Genomic DNA, 17,267 nt, shown 5'->3' with positions numbered 1-17,267 from the left:
GACGGGGTGCCCGGAGCTACGACCCAGTACGAGCATGACCGCGCCGGCGGACCCGTCCTGGGCGGAGCCGGACCCGCGGCACGCCCTGGCGTTCCGACCGGGGCCCGGGAGGCGTTCCAGGCGGCCGAGGCCCCCGCTCGGCGCGACGCTCGCGGAGCTCGGCCTCGGCCGTCCGGGCGCGCACCCCAGGAAGGGGTCGGCGCCGGCCGCCGTCCACTTGATGGTCCACGGCGACGGCCGCCGCTGAGCCGAGGCCCGCGTCACCGGGACGGCGAGAGCCCACGGGGCGTTGACTTTGTCGCAAGGTATGACGCACCATGTTGCTACAAAGCTTGCGACAAAGGAGGGGCTATGACCCGTGAACCGTTACCGGACGCCGGCCCGCCGGCGCGTGCGGCCGATCTGCGACTGGCGGGCGAGTGGCTGGCTCTGCACGACCTGGCCGGTGCCCGCCCGACCCCGCTGCTGGCCAGCCGACTGGCGGTCCGGAGACGCGCCCGCCTGGCCACTTACGTCATCCTGGCCGCGCTGATCATCGTGAGCGCCCTCGCCGCCACTTCCGCTTTCGGCGGCCTCCAGCCGCATCGCCCGCTGCCGCTGCTGGCCCTGGCCGCGTCGGTGGCCGGGCTACTGCTGGCACAGTCCCTGCTCGACCGGTGGGTGCGACGCGTCGACCAGCGGGCGGGCGCGACGCTGTCGCGCCGGGCCGCCCATCCGATCCAGCCCGGCTGGCGGACCGTGCTCGGCCGGCCGTACGCCATTTTCGCCGTCGCCACGTTCGCCGGCGCGATGGTGCTGGCCGCAAGCGCCCTGGCCGTTCCCGAGCCCACCGTGCGGCAGCTGGCCGTCGTCGTGCTGATCGGCCTGCTCGGCGCGACGGCCATCACCGCCATGCAGCTGCGCCACCTGCTCAGCTTCCCGGTCGTGGCGGAGGACGAGGAGTCGCTGACCGCCGACGTCATCATGCGCGTCGAAGACGCCCGCGAGCTCACCACGCCGAACGTGCAGTGGTCGCTGCCGGTGGTGCTGTTCGGCACCGCGCCCGGCTGGTGGAATGCCGCCGCGGTCGCCTACCTGATCCTGAGCCTGGCCGCGTGCGTCGCACTCCATGCCAAGACGCCGTCGTGCGCGACGGTGGCTCGGCGGGCCATGAGCGCCCGATGATCGTCATCGACGCGGCCTCGCCGGTGCCGCCGTTCGAGCAGCTGCGAGCCCAGCTCGCCCGGCAGATCCAGGACCGCACGCTGGCCGTGGGCGCCCGGCTGCCGACCATCCGCCACCTCGCGGCCGACCTCGGCCTGGCCGTCAACACGGTCGGCCGGGCCTACCGGGAGCTGGAGGAGGCGGGGCTGATCGAGACGCGCGGGCGGGCGGGCTCGTTCGTGTCGGCCGCCGGCGAGGAAGGCCGGGAGCGGGCCCGCCAGGCCGCCGCCGACTACGCCGCCGTGATCGCCAGCGTCGGCATCGACGCGGCCGAAGCACTCCGCATCGTGCAGGCGGCTCTGAAGTCCGGCGCGGCAGCACCGGCCTCGCCATGACCGCGAGATCCCACCGAGGAACCCAGGAACAGCGGCTGGCGGTACAGGCTGGCAGGAGCGTAAAGCGCCACGTCACGGCCGCTGCGTCGGCGGTCCGGCCTGGACCGCCGACGCACACCCGAAGACACCGGCATCTCGGCGCTGACTGCGAGCACCGTTCGATCGGGCCGGCATCGGTTGAACAGGGCGATCTAGGCGTCCTTTGTGGATGGCCGACTGGCGGAATCAGCCCGCGTTGCCGGGTTCTCCGGTTCACGCCGGGTGAGCACCAAGGGGGCGTCCTCGGTGATGGCTACCGTGTGTTCGGAGTGGGCTGTGCGCGAGCCGTCCGCCGACCGGATGGTCCAGCCGTCGGCGTCGTAGACGATCCGGTCGGTCGTGCGGGCGAACCAGGGTTCGAGCGCGAGGGTCAGGCCCGGCCGGAGCGTAAGGCCGCGCCCCGCCCGGCCCTTGTTCGAAACGTGGGGGCCCTCGTGCATGGTACGGCCAATGCCGTGGCCGCCGAACTCGGTGTTGACCGGGTAACCGTAGTCGTGGGCTACCGCCCAGATGGCCGCCGAGATGTCACCCAGGCGGTTGCCAGGACGTGCCACCTCGATCGCCGCCTCCAACGCTTCCTCGGTGGCGCGGATGATCCGCAGGTCCTCCTCGGCAGCAGTTCCGACGACGACCGTGCGCGCCGAGTCGGCCACCCAGCCGTCGACGCTGACCGCGAGGTCCGCGCTGAGTACGTCGCCGTCACGCAGCGTGTAGTCGTGCGGTAGGCCGTGCAGGACGGCGTCGTTGACCGACAGGCAGATGACGTTGCGGAACGGGCCACGTCCGAAGGACGGCGCGTAGTCCCAGTAGCACGACTCTGCCCCGCGCCGTTTGATCATGCCGCGCACGTGGCGCTCCAGGTCCAGGAGGTTGACGCCCACGTCGGCGAGTCGGCCGACCTCGGAGAGCACCTCGGCGACGAAACGCCCGGCCACGTGCATGCGTTGGATCTCCGCAGGCGTCTTCAGTTCAATCATGAATACCTCGCGTCACAGGGTTGGTATAGTTATACCGGGACCCTAACACTTGCCGGTATAGTAATACCAGCCCTATCCTGGGGGCATGGTCCGCCAACCGCTCACACCTGAGCAGATCGAAGCCGGCAAGCGTCTCGGCGCCCTGCTGCGCCACGCGCGAGCGGGACGCGACCTCGCGGAAGTCGCACACACGGCCGGCATCTCACCGGAAACCCTGCGCAAGATTGAGACCGGACGACTGCCGTCCCCCGGATTCGGCACGATCGTCTGCCTCTGCGAGGCACTCAACGTGCCGGTGCAGGAGTTGGCAGCCACCTGGCGCGGCAACGACCTACCGCTGGAAGCCGCCTCGTAGCCGCCGTTGCACCCGCCCACGGCATCCCGGTGCACACCGGCCGGCCCCTGTACCTTTTGATCCGACCCACCCGCCCCCGGCCCCTGGGCGCTGAGGGCGGCCCGATCGCCGGCTCGCCACCCGTACACCGAGTTGGTCGACGGCCGCCGACCCACTGCTCGAGCTGCAACAAAGCGTCGTGGGAGTCGAAGGCACCGACCACGGTTCGAGGAGCTGCCCCTCAATACCGAGCGGGCCGTCGGCCGGGTGGCAGTGGGCGATTCGGTGACCGTGCAGATCGTGCACGTCGATGCGATGCGGCGGCGCATCGAACTCTCGCGCCCTTCCTCCTCGACAGCAGAACAGACAGGTGGATGAACGATTGATCGAGAAGCCGCTGATCAATAGTTACGCAAGGTAAAGTAAGTCTTACACTTAGTGATTTGGGTTCTTGGTGTCGGGGGCAGAACGGTGGGCGTAAACGCGTCCGCCGCCTCCTCCCTTCACACCAGGAGTAACCCATGCTCACTCGTCCCCTGCTGGTCCTGACCGCCGTCACGGGCCTGACCGCGGTACCCGGGACGGCCTCGGCCGCTACAGCGCCGCCCGCCACGATCACTGTCACCAGCGCGCAAGTCGGAAGGGCCGCCGATGAAGTCGTTGTTCGCGGCACCGTCACCTGCACCTTCGGGCCCGCCACGATGGAGCTGAAGGTGCAGGTCTTTCAAGGCACGGTGGGGATAGACAGGATCACGTCCCAGACGGCACAACCTGCCCCTGCCATCAAGTGTGACGGCGTAGAACATCAGTGGAGCGCGGAAGTTCAGACCGATGTGCTCGGCCCACAGTGGCGCCCCGGCGAAAAGGTGACGGTCTCCACCATGATCGGGACCTACCGCTCACCCACCGACCTCCGTACCTACGCGAGGAAGATGCACGAGACGGTGCTCGCGGCCAGAGAGTTCGTCGACCTGGCCGACCTTCAACCGGAGTGATCAGCGGCTTGCCGGGCCGGCGTCGCTACAACCCTGGTGGCCAAGCCGGGGGCGGACCCCAGCGTCGTCTTGAGGACACGTCGTCGGCCACGCTCGCCCGCAGGCTGACCCGATGGGCCGAATCGACACCGTCAAGGCGCCCAAGACGCCGCCCCGCCCAGCCGCGGCCACCGACGTCGCCAGGGCCCTGGCGATGATCTGCACCCGGCGGCCGCGCAAGGAGCTGCCGCTGAACCAGCTGCGCGACCGGGTACCGTTCGAGACCGCCCATGTCTACGGCGCTCCCGTGCAGCTTGGAGAACGCTTGAGTGATCGCATGGGTGCCACTGATGTCGTGGCCTTGAGCAGCGCTCTGGCGTGGCCTTCGGATGATCGTCGCGGGGGTCCGAGTAGTTGACAGTGCCTGTCTAACGATCTACCGACGTACACGATCCGCACACGCGAGCAACCAGCGAGCGACCAAACATGATCAACAACTCGCGTAGAGAGTCTGGAGAATCGTGAAACCACAGGTCAAGCACGGCGTGGAAGAGCAGGGCGGGTGGGACTTGAACCCACGACTCACGGATTATGGATCGGTCGTTGATGGCTTCGTAATGCGGCGGCCTGCGGCTATGAGCTATGGCATGGTGACGCGGTGAAGATCATTCCGCATGTGTTCCGCAGGGGTCGCACTCGTACGCCTCTGGATGCGACCGACGCATGAAGTACGTCGATCTCAACGCGTCGATGACCCTGCCCGGTGGAGATGCTATCGACGGTGTCATCAGTCCGGTCGAGTACCTGAAGCGACTTCCCGAGTTCGCTGACGCGCTACCAGTGGGTGCCGCTCGCTGGAATGATCTCCGGCATTGCGCCGCGCCTCCCCGCATGGGTACAGCTTGGGGCGCCAAAAGAGCGCGGGTCGTCACCGGTAAGGATCAAGGTGTTCGGTGGGGCCGAGCAGGGCGGGGCCGGCGTAGCGGGCGGGGGACAGGTGGACACCCGTGGCCCGTTCGGCAAGGGCGAGAGCCCGGGAGACGGCATCGTCGGGGAACTCGGGCAGCTCGCCGTCGACGTCCATGCCGAGGGCCTTGACCCCCGACTCAAGCCGGTCGGGGTCGGAACCCCTCCGGTAGAGATAGGAGTACAGGTCGAACGTGGTCACCACTTGGCCGTCGACGCAGTAGGTGAAACCATCATCCGTCGTGGTCGCGAACACCGAAGCCGCGACTGTGCCCACGGACAGCAGGTTGGCCTTGTCGTAAACGATGCCTGCCCAGCCGCATTCGATCAGCACGGTTCCGCCGTCGGCTCCGATGGCTGAGACGCCGAATCCGGACTCGCCCAGAGGACCCGGCGCGATGTCGATCCGTTGCAGGGCGTCTTCAGGGGACAGGTCCCGTATGAAGCTGGCGTAGAGCCACGTGTCATCGGCATCGTCGGTGAACTCCCGGTAGAGCCATGCGTAGGTCGCCGCCGTCGCGCTGCTCATCCATGTGCCTTCCGTACGGTCCATATCGCAGTGATCATGGCAGGGAGGGCCGACAACTTCCCTCGTGGTTCATTGCGCCGTCAGCTTGGGAACTGCACCGATCACGGCGGGGGCGCTGAACTGCGCGGAAGACCGGTCCTGGGTGCCCATGATTGACTCGTCGCCCTGTCTGATTGCACGACGATCAGTCCGCGACCTGGCATGACCCGAGAGTTGGGCCATAGCGCACGATCAGATCGCGGATCTCCTCGGCGGTTGACGGCCGGCCCTGCTTGGCGGGGTAGGTCCACTTCTTCTTGACCAGCCGGCGGTGCCAGGCGAGCAGTGTGCCGGGCGTCACGATGCGATGCAGCCGGAGGCGAGCGGGTAGCAGCCTGGCCAGCGCGGTCAGGAGCGCCCGATCGGCCCAGTCCGGCCTGGGCCGGGCGACCTGGCGACGAGCACCGCGACCTCATGCCGCAACACCAAGATCTCCACTTCTTTGAAAGCGGAGCCCCGAGCGAGCAGCACCGGCCAGCCGAACATCCTGACCACCAGCAGATACAGAAGTCGAAACAGCACGAGAGTCGAGCCTGGAAGTCCAGGTCAGAACCTCGTTGCCAGTTCTGGCACCGGACAGGGTCCGCACAGCGGCCGGCCGTGCGGCATCAAGGTGGTCGCGTGGGCGAATGGGTGTAGCGGCCGGACGGCGCCGACTACGACGCTCCACACATGGCCAGCGCGGTTCGCGCCAGCCCGCGCAGCCAGGCGTGGGCGTGGTCGGTGTCGTAGCGCTGATGCCACGACAGGTATATCGGTGCCGACGGTAGTTCGAGCGGGAGGGGGAGCACGACCAGGCCGAGGTCGGCGACCGCTGACCGCGTGGTGGCTTCGGGAACGCTGATCAGGAGATCGGAGCCGCGCGCGAACTCCAGCGCGGCCGTTTCCGTGGGCGCGGTCGCCACCACGCGGCGGGTGAGGCCGAGCCGCGCGAGGGCGTCGTCGAGGGCATTGCTGAGGTTTCCACGTCGCGAGACGGTGACGTGCTCAGCGGCGGCGTACTGCTCTGCGGTGACGGTCCTGACGCGGGTGAGGGGGTGCCCCTGCCTCACGACGATGACGAGGCGGGTCTCGCCCACGTTCTCGGCACGGATGTCCGGTGCGCTCGGGCGGTTGGCGTTCGCCTCCAGGTCGACCTCGCCGCGCCGCAACTCGGGGGTGTCGATGCTCGATTCCGCGACGAAGCGCAATCGCACGCCCGGCGCCTGTCCGCGCACGGCCGCGAGCAGTGCGGGGCCGCTCAAGGCGACCAGGGAATCGTGCCAGCGGAGTGTGAAAGTGCGCTCCAACGTTGCCAGATCGAGTTCGCGGCTCGGTGCCAGCACCCCCTGGACCTGGTGCAACAGCTCGTGCACCTGTTCCCGGACGGCGATCGCATACGGCGTCGGGGTCATCGTGCGGCCGGTGCGCACCAGGATCTGATCCCCGGTCGTGCGCCGGATTCGGCCCAGGCTCCGGCTCATCGCGGGGGCGGTGACGTGCAGGCGCGCGGCCGCCCCGGCCACACTTCCCTCCTCCAGCAGCGCGTCGAGCGCGGCGAGCAGGTTCAAATCCAATTGCATGTGAGTAATCCTAGTCGTGCTTGACATGCATTTGAAGTTAATTAAGGGGCTCTATACCTTCGAGACGAGAGCGCAAGCCGGAACGCACAGCTTGGCCCGAACAGCCTCATCACCCCTCCTCACACGGGAGTACCACCATGTCCAAAACGCTTCAGACCACTGACATCGCCGCCTCCGACGCCGACCTGCTCGGCCAGACCGCGATCGCCGTGCGCGCGGCCGGTTCGGCGCTGCGCGAGCGCTTCGGCGAGGTGGTCCGCTACCAGACCCGCGAAGAGCTGATGCGCGCGCTCGCCGCCAACGACGACACGGCCCTCGAGATCCTGCGCCCCCGCCTCACGAGCCTGCGCCCTGACGCCGGCTGGGTGGAGGACGAGCTGGACGGCGGGGCGCTGCCGCCCGGCGAATGGTGGGTCGTGGATCCGGCCGAAGGCAACGTCAACCACCTGCACGCCCTGCCGGAGTGGGCGGTGACCGCCACCCTCGTGCGTGAGAACCAGCCGGTGCTCACCGCGGTCCACCTGCCGTTGACCGGCGAGACCTACACCGCGCTCACCGGCGCGGGCGCCTATCTCGACGGCCGGCCGCTGCGCGTCTCCCAGACCGCGGACCTCGGCCTGAGCATCGTGGCCACCAGCCAGGCCCGGCCGGACGAGGACGAGAAGGTCGTGCGGCGCGTCGGCTCCTCGATCACCGCGATGCTCTTCGACGCGCTCGTCGTCCGTACCGCCGTGCCCGCGACCCTGCACCTGCTGAACGTGGCCGCCGGCCGGGTCGACGCCTTCTGGCAGTTCGCCGGCGCCCGCGCGGACCTGCTGCCCGGCGCGCTGCTCGTCACCGAGGCCGGCGGACAGATCTCCGACGCCGAGGGCCGCCCCTGGACCCCGCAGAGCGAGAGCTTCCTGGTGGCCGCGCCCGGCGTCCACGCCGAGGCCGTCGCCACGCTCTCACGCTGACCGCGCACCACAATCTGCACGCACGGAAGGACCAGATCATCATGACCACGATCGCAGTTCTCGGAAACGGCCGCGTCGGCGGCAACCTGGCCACAGCCCTCACCCGGGCAGGGCATGAGGTGACCGTGGCGGACCGCGCGCCGGGCGCCGCCGCCGACGCTGCCCGGACAGCCCAGATCGTCATCAACGCCACCCCGGGCGCCGGCTCGCTGGACCGGCTCGTCGCCCTGCGCGAGGAACTGCACGACAAGATCCTCGTCGACGTCTCCAACGCCACCGTCGACGGACCGGACGGACTGCCCGCCGACCTGATCTACCCCGGCTCAAGCCTCGCCGAGCAACTCCAGGAAGCGCTCCCCGAAACGCGCGTCGTCAAGACACTCAACACCATGCTCTTCCCGGTGATGACCGCGCCAGCCACGCTCACCCAGGCGCCCGACGCCTTCATCTCCGGCGAGAACCCGCAGGCCAAGCAGACCGTCCGTGAACTGCTCATCGACCTCGGCTGGCGCAAGGAGTGGATCACTGATCTCGGCGGGATCCAGACCGCCCGCGCCACGGAGGCCGCGATACTGTTCGTACCACACGTGATTCGGTCCAGCGGATTCGCGCCCTTCGCGATCTCGATCGCCCGCTGATCCGCACACAGGGCACCGCCCCCGGCGGGCCCACATCCAGAACGGATACGACAGCGCAGCCAGGGCCGGCGATTCAGCGCCGGACGGCGACCCGTGGCCACCCTTCCCGGGGCCGTCGGCCTCGCACAGAGGAATCGGCCCATCTCACGGCGGACGCGCTGGCGGAGCTGGTCGCGAATCTGCCCGCCGATACCCGCGGCGGCCGCCGGCACCGGCCTCACACTCGCCGATCCACATGCGCGTGCGTGTGCATGACGCCGGCGCCGGACGGCATCACACTGCCGCTGAAGTAGTGACTTGGCATCGATGGCCAGGCTGCCTGGCCGTAGCCGCGCAGCGGGCTGAAGTCGACGTCCAGGTGCGGGTCGTACGCCTCGGGCTCAAGGCCGAGTTTGCAGGTGGAGTACTCGCCGAAGCGCCGGATGTGCTCGGTCAGGTAGGGCGAGATGTGGGCCAGGTCCTCGGGGCCGACGACGTGGCCCTCCTCCTGGAGCTGGCGCACGATCTCGGCGATGTCCAGGGCGTCGTGGAAGATCACCGCGTACGAGCGCTGGAGTACCATGGCCGCGGTCATGGGCCCGGGGAAGCCCGTCGGCGGCTCGCTGAAGGCGAGCACGTTGCGGACGATCGCCGACGACCTGGTGACGGTCCTGCACGCCCAGGCGCCGGGCCTGGCGGCGGCCTCCTCGCCGGTCGCCTGGCGGCACGCCGAGACGCACGGCAGGGCCTCGATCGGCCTGCTGCGTTACCACGCGCAGGCCGCCGAGCGGCGTACGCCCGCCGCGCGCTGGTCACTGCTGGGCGGCGTGCGCGACACGCTGATGGCCGAGAACCTGCCGGCGATCCGCGGCGTCGGGCGGCACCGCGGCCCGACCCTGGTGTTCGCGCACAACCTGCACCCTCCAGCGGCGTCCCGTCTCGATGGGCATGGCGACATGGACGTCGAGTTCCTCAGCGTCGGCGCGATCATGGCCGCGGACCCGCACCGACACGATCCCCGAGCAGGGGTACTTCCCGCTCGACGGCGACCTGCCGCGGCGCTGAGACGCGGTGCTCCACGTCGCATGGCGGGACCTACCGGGCGGCGGCGGCCGTCGCCGCCTGGAGGAGCTGGGCCAGGCGGTCGAGGTCACCCTCCAGGTCGACGTCGGGGTCGAGCAGCCACTGGGCCTGGAGGCCGTCGGAGGCGGCGATCAGGATGCGCGCCGCGAACGCGGGATCGACCCGCGGCGCGGGCGCGCCGGGCCGCGTCTCGGCCGAGCGCCGGAACTTGCGTGTGAGGAGGTCGCGCAGCTCGCGGTAACGGCGGGTGAAGAACCGGTGGGCCGCGTGGCCGGGGTCGGGGGCGGCCGCGGTCATCTCCAGGAACAGCCGGACCAGGCCCGGCGTCTTGGCGGTGTGGGCGGTCACCGCGGCGAGGTCGTCGACGGGCCCGTCGGGGTCGAAGGTGGCCCGGTCGGCGGCGTCGCGCTCGGCGAGGATCGCCACGAACAGCTCGTCGCGGGCCGGGAAGTAGTGCAGCAGGCCACGCTCGCTCAGCCCGGCACGTTGCGCGATCGCCCGCAGGGAAGGCCCGGCGCTGTCGCTGTCGGCGTAGGCGGCGAGCGCCTCCTTCAGGATCTGCTGTCGCTTGGCGATCCCCTTGGCGTACGGGCCGCGGCGAGTGGTCTGGGCCATGGACCCGACAGTACTAGCCATCAAAAACACAGTATCACTGGGTTTTGGTGCTAGCGTGTCGGCACGCCCCCCGCGCTAGGAGATCGCCGATGGCCGAGACCCGTACCGTTGCCCGTGCCGAGGTGCCGCTCGGCAGACTCGGGCCGTTCCTGCTGCTCGGCCAGTTCGCCTGGGCGCTGCCGGGCGCGGCGAGCGGCACCCTGCTCGCCGCGTTGCTGGCCACCGCCGCGCCGGAGCACAAGGTGGCGGTCTTCACCGCGTACTCGGTGGCGGGGGCGGTGACCAGCGCGATCGGCACCGTGCTCGGCGGGCTGCTGTCCGACCGCACGCGCAGCCGCCTGGGCCGGCGCTCGCCCTGGCTGCTCGGGTCCGCCCTGCTCTCGGCGGCGGCCCTGGCCGCGGCCGGGCTCACCACCGACCTCGTGCTGATCGGGGTCTGCAACGCGGTGTTCCAGCTCGGCGTCGGCGCCTGGACGGCCGCGCTGTCGGCGCTGATCCCCGACCACGTGCCGGCCGGGGCGGTGGGCCGGGCGTCGTCGTTCGCCGGGTTCGGCTTCCTGCTCGGGCAGACCGCTGGCGGGATCGTGGCCGGCGCGCTGGTGACCTCGCCCGTACGCGGGCTGATCGTCGTACCGTGGATCATGGTGGTGGCCGCGGTCGTGGTCGCGCTCGCCGTGCCCGGCCGGGACAATCGGGACGAGCCGCGGCCCCCGGGCGGCCGGATCGTGCGTGACCTGCTGCCGCCCGCGTCCCGCGACTTCTGGCTCGCCTTCGCCGGGCGGTTCCTGTTCATCCTGGCGATCCTGATGATCACTGTGTTCCAGCTCTACCTGCTCACCGACTACCTGCGGCTGCCCATCGAGGAGGCGGGCAGGGTCGTCGGCCTCGCGACGTTGCTCGTGGGCGCGCTGTCGGCCGTCTCGGTGGTCGTCGCGGGCGTGCTGAGCGACCGGCTGGGACGGCTGAAGCCCGTGGTCGGGGGCGCGCCGGTGCTGCTGGCGGCCGGTCTCGTCCCGCTTCTCGCCGCGCCCAGCCTGGCCACCGGCCTGGTCCTCTTCGCGATCGTGGGGGTGACGCTGGGAGCGTACCTGTCGGTCGATCAGGCGCTGATGGTCGCGGTGCTGCCCGATCGCGAGACCGCCGCCCGCGACCTCGGGGTGCTGAGCATCGGCTCGACCCTGCCCGGCGTCGTCGCGCCCGTCGTGGGCGGCGCGCTCGCCGGGGCGGTCGGCTATCTGGCGGTCTTCGTGGCCGCCCTCGTCCTGGCGGTGGCGGCGGCCGCCGTCGTCCTCGGAATCAGGAGTGTTCGATGACCCGTTTCCCGTCCGGCTTCCTGTGGGGTGTCGCGACCGGCGCGCACCAGACCGAGGGCGGCAACGTCGCCAGCGACTGGTGGCACCGCGAGAACCGGCCCGGCACGGACGTCGCCGAGCGCTGCGGCGACGCCGTGGACAGTTACCACCGCTGGCCGGAGGACCTCGACCTCGCCGCCGGGGCCGGGTTCACCGACTACCGGTTCGGCGTCGAGTGGTCTCGGATCGAGCCCGCCGACGGTCACGTGTCGCCGGCGGCCGTCGCGCACTATCGGCGCGTGGTGGAGGGCGCGGTGGCGCGCGGGCTGCGGCCGATGGCGACGCTGCACCACTTCACGCTGCCGTTGTGGTTCGCCGCCGGCGGCGGCTGGCTGCGCCCCGACGCCTCCGACCGGTTCCTGCGGTACGTCGACGCGCTCGCCCCCGTCCTCGACGCCGGCGTCGCGTACGTGGAGACGATCAACGAGCCCAACATCGTCGCCGTCTTCCCGAAGCTGGCCGCCTCCGGCGGGCTGGCCCGCGGCCTGCCCGTACCGGACGAGGCCACCGCCGAGGCCATGATCGCGGTCCACCGGGCCACGGTCGCCCGGCTGCGCGCGAACCATCCCGGCCTGCGGGTCGGCTGGGGCGTCTCGGTCCAGGACTACCAGGCCGAGCCGGGCGCCGAGGCGGCGCTGGAGGCGTACGCCGAGCCGCGCGACCAGATGTTCCTGCGCGCGAGCGCCGGGGACGACTTCGTCGGCGTGCAGACGTACACCGGCGCACGGGTGCTCGCGGACGGCTCGGTGGCCGGGAACAGGGCGACCGAGCGCACGCAGACCGGCTGGGAGTTCGCCCCGGCCGCGCTGGGCGGTGCGGTGCGCCGGGTGGCCCGCGTGCTGCCCGACGTGCCGATCGTCGTCACGGAGAACGGGGTCGCGACCGCCGACGACGCCCGCAGGATCGTGTACACGACGGGCGCGCTGGAGTCGCTGCGCGCCGCGATGGACGATGGCGCCGACGTCCGCGGCTACTTCCACTGGAGCCTGCTGGACAACTGGGAGTGGGGGCACTGGGGGCCGACGTTCGGCCTGGTCTCCGTGGACCGCGCCACCTTCGCCCGGCTGCCGAAGCCGTCGCTGGCGTGGCTGGGCTCGCTCGCGCCGACGCGGACGCCCGGGGAGGGCGCGTGACACCCCGATGCGCACCGACACGATCTTCCGCATCTTCTCGATGACGAAACCTGTCACAGGCCTGACCATGGGCATCCTCGCCGACCGCGGCCTGTGGCGTCCGGACGACGCCGTCGCCGACCACCTGCCCGAGCTCCGGAACCTCCGCGTCGCCACCGGCTTCGACGACCGCGGCGCGCCGATTCTGGCCGACCCCGTCCACCCGCCCCGCGACTGGAGTGCCCCGCCCGCCGCCGCGATGGGCGGGATGGGGCTGGTCTCGACGATCGGCGACTACGCGCGGTTCGCTCAACTGCTGCTCGACCGGGGCGAATGGCACGGCCGCCGCATCGTCAGCGCCGAGTCCGTGACCGCCCAGATGAGCAACCAGCTGCCCGAACCCCTGCTGGAACACGGCTTCCACGTCGGCCACATGGACCTGCGGCCGGGCTTCGGCTACGGCTACAACGGCGCGGTGTTCCACGACCCGGCGCTCGCCGGCTCCCCGGTCGGGCGCGGCACGTACCAGTGGGACGGCGCGGCCGGCACCTGGTTCTGGGCCGATCCGGAACACGACCTTCTCTACATCGGCATGATCCAGCTCCTGTCCTACGCGGCGCCGCCGCTGCAGAAGATCACCCAGGCCCTCCTCGCCGACGCCATCCTCGACCCCGGGACGCCCTCATGACCGCCTCCTTCCCGCTCGGCCCGTTCGAGCCGCACCCCGCCAACCCGGTCCTGCGCCCGCGCGGCGACGGCTGGGAGTCGGCGAACGTCTACAACCCGGCCGCGATCGTCGCCGGCGACCGGGTCGCGCTGCTCTACCGCGCGCACGCCGCCGACCGCGTCTCCCGGATCGGGCTCGCCTGGAGCGAGGACGGCGTCCGGTTCGACCGCGAGAACGACCCGGTACTCGTGCCCGAGCACGACTACGAGCGGGCCGGCTGCGAGGACCCGCGCGTCGCGCTGGTGGGAGGCACGTACTACCTGACGTACACCGGGTTCGACGGGACGCGCGCGCAGCTGTGCCTGGCCACCTCGCCCGACCTGCGTTCCTGGACCAAGCACGGACCGCTCTTCCCCGGCTTCAACACCTGGAAGACCCTGCCGTACGGCCCTGACCAGCCGTGGAGCAAGGCCGGCGTGATCCACGACGAGCCGATCGGCGGCCGGTACTGGATGTGGTTCGGCGAGGGCACCGTCCACGCGGCCACCTCCACCGACCTGCTGCGCTGGACCCCGGTCGCGGACGACGAGCACCCCATGCACGCCCCCACCCCCGGCCAATGGGACGCCACCCTCGTCGAGATCGGCGCTCCCCCGGTGCCCACTCCCGACGGCCTGCTGGTCTTCCTGACCAACGGCGCGACCGCCTCGTCGCCGAAGGACGTCGACTACCGATGCGGCCAGATCGCCGTCTCCCTCGCCGACCCGGCGACCGTCGTGGCCCGCACCCCGGAACCGTGGCTGCGGCCGACGACCTACGAGGACACCCACGGCCTCGTCGCGAACGTCACCTTCGTCGAGGGCCTGGTGCACTTCGAGGGGCGATGGCTCGCCTACTACGGCCAGAGCGACACCACTGTCGCCGTCGCCGTCTGCGACCCTCGTACCGCCCCGGCGAAAGGCCCACGGTGAACCACCTGCCCCCACCGACCCCGTGACTCCGCTTCCGCGAGCCGACCGCGGGCGACCTCGACGACATGGCGGCCCTCCTGGGCAGCCCGGAGGTCATGCGTGCCGCCCCCTCGACCCGGGTCAGCGAGTGCGGGACGACCACTCCTGAGGGCCGTACAGCGCGCGGCGGGCGTTCGTGGTGAAGGCCCAATAGCGCTCTGCGCCTGCCGCAAATTCCATCCATGCAGTTCAGGCGGCGTGTGAGTATTCGGGGAGGACGCCGCCGAGCCGATCTCGTCGGCGTACGTTGAGGTCGAGGATTCTTATGCGGGCCAGCCTGTGGTGGCGGCCCGCGGGTCGGCCCAGCCGATTGTGTGGGAGAGCGGATGGGCGGAGCGGGCGGCGCCGCCGTGGCCGAACAGGCCGGCCAGGTGTGCGGGCGCGTGATCACGGCTCGTACGGCGGAAGCCCCAGACGCGCGCGGATCTCGCGCTGCACCGAGACTTTCTCGGGCCTGGCGTCGACGGTGACGACGTACTCCTTGCGGCGGAACAGGTCCAGGACTGGGTTCGTCTTGTCGTGGTAGTCGCGCAGCCGGCTGGCGAGCGCCTGGGGTGTGTCGTCCTCCCGGGGAACGAGCTCGCCGCCGCACACGTCGCACCGATCGCTCTCCTTGGGGCGATGGGCGATGAGGTTGTAGTCCATGCCGCAGCGGGCACACAGGCGGCGGGCCAGGACGCGCCGCCGTACCTCCTCCTCGGGCAGCTCGAGGTGCACGACGCCGTCGATGTCGTAGCTCTCCAGGAAGAACTCGGCCTGGCGGCGGTTGCGCGGGAAACCGTCGATGATGAACCCGTAGTTCCAGTCGTGCTGTTCCAGCCGGTCACGCACGACCTTCTCCACCAGGTCGTCGCCGACGAGCTCCCCGGCGGCCATCACGCGCCGGGTCTGAGCCCCGAGCTTGGTGTGGCTTTGTACGTGCCATCGGAAGATGTCGCCGACGCTGATGTGTGCCAGATCGAGGTCGCGGGCGAGCAGAGTGCTCTGGGTTCCCTTGCCGCTGCCCTGGACGCCCATGATGACGTACTTGCGCATGTTGCACTCTGACACATGGCCGGGCACTGACCGAAGGGGCGACCCTGCCTGCCGCCACTTGGCGACCGGGCACCACCCGCTGCCGTGCGCCGGGGCGCGGCCGCAGCGGGGCTACAGCCGCGACATCGCCCCGTGCGCAGAGCCCCCCACGCACCGCGTCATCGACCCCACCGGAGAGGTGTGCGACGGGCAGGAGACCGACTGCGCCTGCTACCTGCACGACCCCGAGCACCGCACCGATCCCATTGCGCCGGGGGCGTGCCTACCGCGATCTGGACCGCGTGCCATCGGCGATGACGGCGCGGACGGCATCGATGACGAGGCCGGGCTGGGCGTGCTGCACGTAGTGCTCGCTGGTCGCGGCGATCAGGAACTTGCCGCGACTGGACAGCGCGGCAAGGCGCCTGGCTTGCTCAACGGCGACCGCGGGCTGGTACGCGGGGATGATGACCACCACCGGCAGGTTGCCCCACGCTCCCGGCCGGACCGTCCCTCGGACCTGGGCGGCACTGTCCAAGGCAGCCCAAGCCTCGGCCCGTGCGGCCTCCATGCTCCTGGAACCGTAGACGACAAGTGCCTGGGCGCGAGCCGCGGTGGTGGCATCGGAGGGCACCAGGGCATCGCTGAACAGTCGCAGCAGCCCCACCCGTGCCAGGAGCCCATTGACGGTGAACTGCGCGGCGAGCAGTGGTCGGGACATATGCAGGGCTTGGACGGCGTTCTCATCGGTGACGTCGATCAGCACGAGACCGGCGGTCAGATCCGGCTGGCGATCGGCGAAGACCCGTACAATACTGCCCCCGTAGGAGTGCCCGGCCAGGACATACGGCCCAGCTTCTCCGGCTGCGGTGAGGAGGGCGTGCAATTCCCCGGCCGCCTGCGCCGCCGTACGCGGCGGCGGGCCGTCCTGGCTCCAGGCGTATCCCGCCCGGTCATAGGCACATACACGGTGGCCGCCGGAAAGCTCGCGCTGGATCACCTCCCAACTCGCGCTGGACTCGGCCAGTCCCGCCTCCAGCACGACTGTGGGACTGCCGGTTCCAGAGCAGTTCAGGTGGAGCTGCTGGGCGCCCACGCGCACCAACCTCCCAGGCGCGGGGAAGCGTTCCCCGTCGTGCTGCCCGGCGACTGACTCATAGCCGAATCCCGCACCAGCCATCAACGCGACCAGGGCAGTACACCAGCCGGTGATCCTGCGCAGCACCCGCCACCACCGTCGCCCTCGATCGGGCTTCGCCCGGCCGCCGTGGGTTTCCTCGACCATCACGTCATGAATGTAGGTACGCGATCGCAATGAATCCTCATCCAGGCGATCGAACTCGGTCTGGGATCAGGATCCCAAGAGCCGTTGGCTGACGTACTCCACGAGGAGGAGGACGTGCGCGGCGCGAGCCGTCGGCCGAGGTGATCCGGTTGAGAACGCACACGCCCAGCCGCCACATCTCCAGAGGCGGGGTCGGGCCAGGCGAAAGAGCACGGACGATCATCATGCCGCACTCCGAGCGGCTGGGATCACGCGCGTCAGGCGATCTCCAGCAAGGCCATGACCTGGCTGAATGACATTTTCGGCAGGTGCACAGCCGAGGAGACCGGCTGGCCGCACATCGGCGAGTGCCGAGCGTGTAACGAACGCGGCATCGTCTACGAGGTGCCGCCGCTGGCCGCCGACGTACGGGAGATGACCGCAGCGTTCGCCCGGTGGCTGCGCGAGGCGATCAGACACCACGCTTCCCGCCCAGGGAACCCGGCGTTCGTCGGCCACCGGACGGAGGCCGACGTCGCCCTTATGGCCTGGCACGCACGCACGCACGCACGCACGCAACGAGCTCATCACCATGAGCGGGCACCGCACCGATCGAGAA

20 protein-coding genes and 1 pseudogene are annotated in these 17,267 nt (G+C 70.5%); 12 read left to right on the top strand and 9 right to left on the bottom strand.

The genetic code is table 11. The features are described from left to right. Window positions 1-351 precede the first annotated feature (351 nt). On the top strand, window positions 352-1,164 hold the full coding sequence (locus AC3EO4_RS26500) for a hypothetical protein (protein ID WP_431898367.1): 813 nt from the start codon (window positions 352-354) through the stop codon (window positions 1,162-1,164). Next, entirely contained in the window at window positions 1,161-1,538 is a 378-nt protein-coding gene (locus AC3EO4_RS26495) for a GntR family transcriptional regulator (RefSeq protein WP_379580189.1), read from the top strand. The genes AC3EO4_RS26500 and AC3EO4_RS26495 overlap by 4 nt, the downstream gene beginning before the upstream one ends. Before the next feature lie 191 nt (window positions 1,539-1,729). Here the strand turns inward: AC3EO4_RS26495 and map are convergent, their stop codons facing one another. Next, window positions 1,730-2,554, bottom strand: coding sequence for a type I methionyl aminopeptidase (map, locus tag AC3EO4_RS26490; protein WP_431898366.1), 825 nt, complete (start codon window positions 2,552-2,554; stop codon window positions 1,730-1,732). Window positions 2,555-2,639: 85 nt separating this feature from the next. On the opposite strand from map, the gene AC3EO4_RS26485 reads away from it, so the two are divergent. The 3 genes from AC3EO4_RS26485 to AC3EO4_RS26475 all read left to right on the top strand — a co-directional run bounded on the left by AC3EO4_RS26485 (window position 2,640) and on the right by AC3EO4_RS26475 (window position 4,280). Continuing rightward, the gene (locus AC3EO4_RS26485) at window positions 2,640-2,909 is read left to right on the top strand and encodes a helix-turn-helix domain-containing protein (protein ID WP_431898365.1); all 270 of its coding nucleotides are present in this window, start codon (window positions 2,640-2,642) and stop codon (window positions 2,907-2,909) included. A 500-nt stretch (window positions 2,910-3,409) separates the two neighbouring features. Beyond that, entirely contained in the window at window positions 3,410-3,883 is a 474-nt protein-coding gene (locus AC3EO4_RS26480; protein ID WP_379580194.1) for a hypothetical protein, read from the top strand. A 112-nt stretch (window positions 3,884-3,995) separates the two neighbouring features. Beyond that, window positions 3,996-4,280 carry a hypothetical protein gene (locus AC3EO4_RS26475; RefSeq protein WP_379580196.1) on the top strand — a complete coding sequence of 95 codons (285 nt, stop codon included), beginning with the start codon at window positions 3,996-3,998 and terminating at the stop codon, window positions 4,278-4,280. Between the two features lie 510 nt (window positions 4,281-4,790). Here AC3EO4_RS26475 and AC3EO4_RS26470 read toward each other — a convergent pair. The 4 genes from AC3EO4_RS26470 to AC3EO4_RS26455 form a co-directional block, all read right to left on the bottom strand. After that, on the bottom strand, window positions 4,791-5,357 hold the full coding sequence (locus tag AC3EO4_RS26470; RefSeq protein ID WP_379580198.1) for a DUF6461 domain-containing protein: 567 nt from the start codon (window positions 5,355-5,357) through the stop codon (window positions 4,791-4,793). Window positions 5,358-5,541: 184 nt separating this feature from the next. Further along, entirely contained in the window at window positions 5,542-5,697 is a 156-nt protein-coding gene (locus AC3EO4_RS26465; RefSeq protein WP_379580200.1) for a hypothetical protein, read from the bottom strand. A 47-nt stretch (window positions 5,698-5,744) separates the two neighbouring features. Next, window positions 5,745-5,918: a hypothetical protein gene (locus AC3EO4_RS26460; protein ID WP_379580201.1), complete on the bottom strand. Its 174-nt coding sequence runs from the start codon at window positions 5,916-5,918 to the stop codon at window positions 5,745-5,747. 134 nt (window positions 5,919-6,052) lie between these two features. Then, entirely contained in the window at window positions 6,053-6,985 is a 933-nt protein-coding gene (locus AC3EO4_RS26455) for a LysR family transcriptional regulator (RefSeq protein WP_379580203.1), read from the bottom strand. Between the two features lie 110 nt (window positions 6,986-7,095). Between AC3EO4_RS26455 and AC3EO4_RS26450 the strand changes: the two genes are divergently transcribed. Together AC3EO4_RS26450 and AC3EO4_RS26445 are read left to right on the top strand one after the other, a co-directional pair. Continuing rightward, window positions 7,096-7,914, top strand: a complete 819-nt coding sequence (locus tag AC3EO4_RS26450; RefSeq protein WP_431898364.1) for a 3'(2'),5'-bisphosphate nucleotidase CysQ — start codon at window positions 7,096-7,098, stop codon at window positions 7,912-7,914. 41 nt (window positions 7,915-7,955) lie between these two features. Further along, entirely contained in the window at window positions 7,956-8,552 is a 597-nt protein-coding gene (locus AC3EO4_RS26445) for an NADPH-dependent F420 reductase (protein ID WP_431898363.1), read from the top strand. Window positions 8,553-8,769: 217 nt separating this feature from the next. Here AC3EO4_RS26445 and AC3EO4_RS26440 read toward each other — a convergent pair whose 3' ends face one another. Further along, window positions 8,770-9,168, bottom strand: a complete 399-nt coding sequence (locus AC3EO4_RS26440) for a Tn3 family transposase (protein ID WP_431898362.1) — start codon at window positions 9,166-9,168, stop codon at window positions 8,770-8,772. On the opposite strand from AC3EO4_RS26440, the pseudogene AC3EO4_RS26435 reads away from it, so the two are divergent. After that, window positions 9,065-9,463, top strand: a pseudogene (locus tag AC3EO4_RS26435) (erythromycin esterase family protein); the annotation flags it as partial. The gene AC3EO4_RS26440 and the pseudogene AC3EO4_RS26435 overlap by 104 nt on opposite strands. Window positions 9,464-9,626: 163 nt before the next feature. Here the strand turns inward: AC3EO4_RS26435 and AC3EO4_RS26430 are convergent. After that, window positions 9,627-10,229: a TetR/AcrR family transcriptional regulator gene (locus AC3EO4_RS26430; protein WP_379580210.1), complete on the bottom strand. Its 603-nt coding sequence runs from the start codon at window positions 10,227-10,229 to the stop codon at window positions 9,627-9,629. Between the two features lie 89 nt (window positions 10,230-10,318). Between AC3EO4_RS26430 and AC3EO4_RS26425 the strand changes: the two genes are divergently transcribed. From AC3EO4_RS26425 to AC3EO4_RS26410, 4 genes are read left to right on the top strand one after another with little or no spacing between them, the layout of a single operon-like run. Beyond that, window positions 10,319-11,542 (top strand): MFS transporter, encoded by a 1,224-nt coding sequence (locus tag AC3EO4_RS26425; RefSeq protein WP_431898361.1) that lies wholly within the window; start codon window positions 10,319-10,321, stop codon window positions 11,540-11,542. Next, window positions 11,539-12,714, top strand: a complete 1,176-nt coding sequence (locus tag AC3EO4_RS26420) for a glycoside hydrolase family 1 protein (protein WP_431898360.1) — start codon at window positions 11,539-11,541, stop codon at window positions 12,712-12,714. The genes AC3EO4_RS26425 and AC3EO4_RS26420 overlap by 4 nt, the downstream gene beginning before the upstream one ends. Window positions 12,715-12,754: 40 nt before the next feature. Beyond that, window positions 12,755-13,381, top strand: coding sequence for a serine hydrolase (locus AC3EO4_RS26415; RefSeq protein ID WP_431898359.1), 627 nt, complete (start codon window positions 12,755-12,757; stop codon window positions 13,379-13,381). Beyond that, window positions 13,378-14,331, top strand: a complete 954-nt coding sequence (locus tag AC3EO4_RS26410; protein WP_431898358.1) for a glycoside hydrolase family 130 protein — start codon at window positions 13,378-13,380, stop codon at window positions 14,329-14,331. Before AC3EO4_RS26415 ends, AC3EO4_RS26410 begins: the two co-directional genes overlap by 4 nt. Window positions 14,332-14,757: 426 nt before the next feature. Here AC3EO4_RS26410 and AC3EO4_RS26405 read toward each other — a convergent pair whose 3' ends face one another. Both AC3EO4_RS26405 and AC3EO4_RS26400 read right to left on the bottom strand, forming a co-directional pair. Beyond that, complete coding sequence (locus AC3EO4_RS26405; RefSeq protein ID WP_431898357.1) at window positions 14,758-15,405, bottom strand: adenylate kinase family protein; 648 nt, start codon at window positions 15,403-15,405, stop codon at window positions 14,758-14,760. 262 nt (window positions 15,406-15,667) lie between these two features. Further along, a complete protein-coding gene (locus AC3EO4_RS26400; protein WP_431898356.1) occupies window positions 15,668-16,609 on the bottom strand; it encodes an alpha/beta fold hydrolase in 942 nt (313 codons plus the stop codon). Window positions 16,610-17,267 lie beyond the last annotated feature (658 nt).

The sequence above is a fragment of the Nonomuraea sp. bgisy101 genome (genome assembly GCF_057708945.1).
The sequence above is the reverse complement of the archived record's forward strand: the minus strand, read 5'-3'. Positions and strand labels throughout refer to the sequence as shown.

Excerpts from the sequence above, each read along its gene's own strand:
- AC3EO4_RS26405 (WP_431898357.1), bottom strand. The coding sequence starts at position 15,405 with ATGCGCAAGTACGTCATCATGGGCGTCCAGGGCAGCGGCAAGGGAACC.
- AC3EO4_RS26470 (WP_379580198.1), bottom strand. The coding sequence starts at position 5,357 with ATGAGCAGCGCGACGGCGGCGACCTACGCATGGCTCTACCGGGAGTTC.
- map (WP_431898366.1), bottom strand. The coding sequence starts at position 2,554 with ATGATTGAACTGAAGACGCCTGCGGAGATCCAACGCATGCACGTGGCC.
- AC3EO4_RS26430 (WP_379580210.1), bottom strand. The coding sequence starts at position 10,229 with ATGGCCCAGACCACTCGCCGCGGCCCGTACGCCAAGGGGATCGCCAAG.
- AC3EO4_RS26415 (WP_431898359.1), top strand. The coding sequence starts at position 12,755 with ATGACGAAACCTGTCACAGGCCTGACCATGGGCATCCTCGCCGACCGC.
- AC3EO4_RS26450 (WP_431898364.1), top strand. The coding sequence starts at position 7,096 with ATGTCCAAAACGCTTCAGACCACTGACATCGCCGCCTCCGACGCCGAC.
- AC3EO4_RS26475 (WP_379580196.1), top strand. The coding sequence starts at position 3,996 with ATGGGCCGAATCGACACCGTCAAGGCGCCCAAGACGCCGCCCCGCCCA.
- AC3EO4_RS26485 (WP_431898365.1), top strand. The coding sequence starts at position 2,640 with ATGGTCCGCCAACCGCTCACACCTGAGCAGATCGAAGCCGGCAAGCGT.
- AC3EO4_RS26455 (WP_379580203.1), bottom strand. The coding sequence starts at position 6,985 with ATGTCAAGCACGACTAGGATTACTCACATGCAATTGGATTTGAACCTG.
- AC3EO4_RS26500 (WP_431898367.1), top strand. The coding sequence starts at position 352 with ATGACCCGTGAACCGTTACCGGACGCCGGCCCGCCGGCGCGTGCGGCC.
- AC3EO4_RS26445 (WP_431898363.1), top strand. The coding sequence starts at position 7,956 with ATGACCACGATCGCAGTTCTCGGAAACGGCCGCGTCGGCGGCAACCTG.
- AC3EO4_RS26425 (WP_431898361.1), top strand. The coding sequence starts at position 10,319 with ATGGCCGAGACCCGTACCGTTGCCCGTGCCGAGGTGCCGCTCGGCAGA.
- AC3EO4_RS26420 (WP_431898360.1), top strand. The coding sequence starts at position 11,539 with ATGACCCGTTTCCCGTCCGGCTTCCTGTGGGGTGTCGCGACCGGCGCG.
- AC3EO4_RS26480 (WP_379580194.1), top strand. The coding sequence starts at position 3,410 with ATGCTCACTCGTCCCCTGCTGGTCCTGACCGCCGTCACGGGCCTGACC.
- AC3EO4_RS26410 (WP_431898358.1), top strand. The coding sequence starts at position 13,378 with ATGACCGCCTCCTTCCCGCTCGGCCCGTTCGAGCCGCACCCCGCCAAC.
- AC3EO4_RS26495 (WP_379580189.1), top strand. The coding sequence starts at position 1,161 with ATGATCGTCATCGACGCGGCCTCGCCGGTGCCGCCGTTCGAGCAGCTG.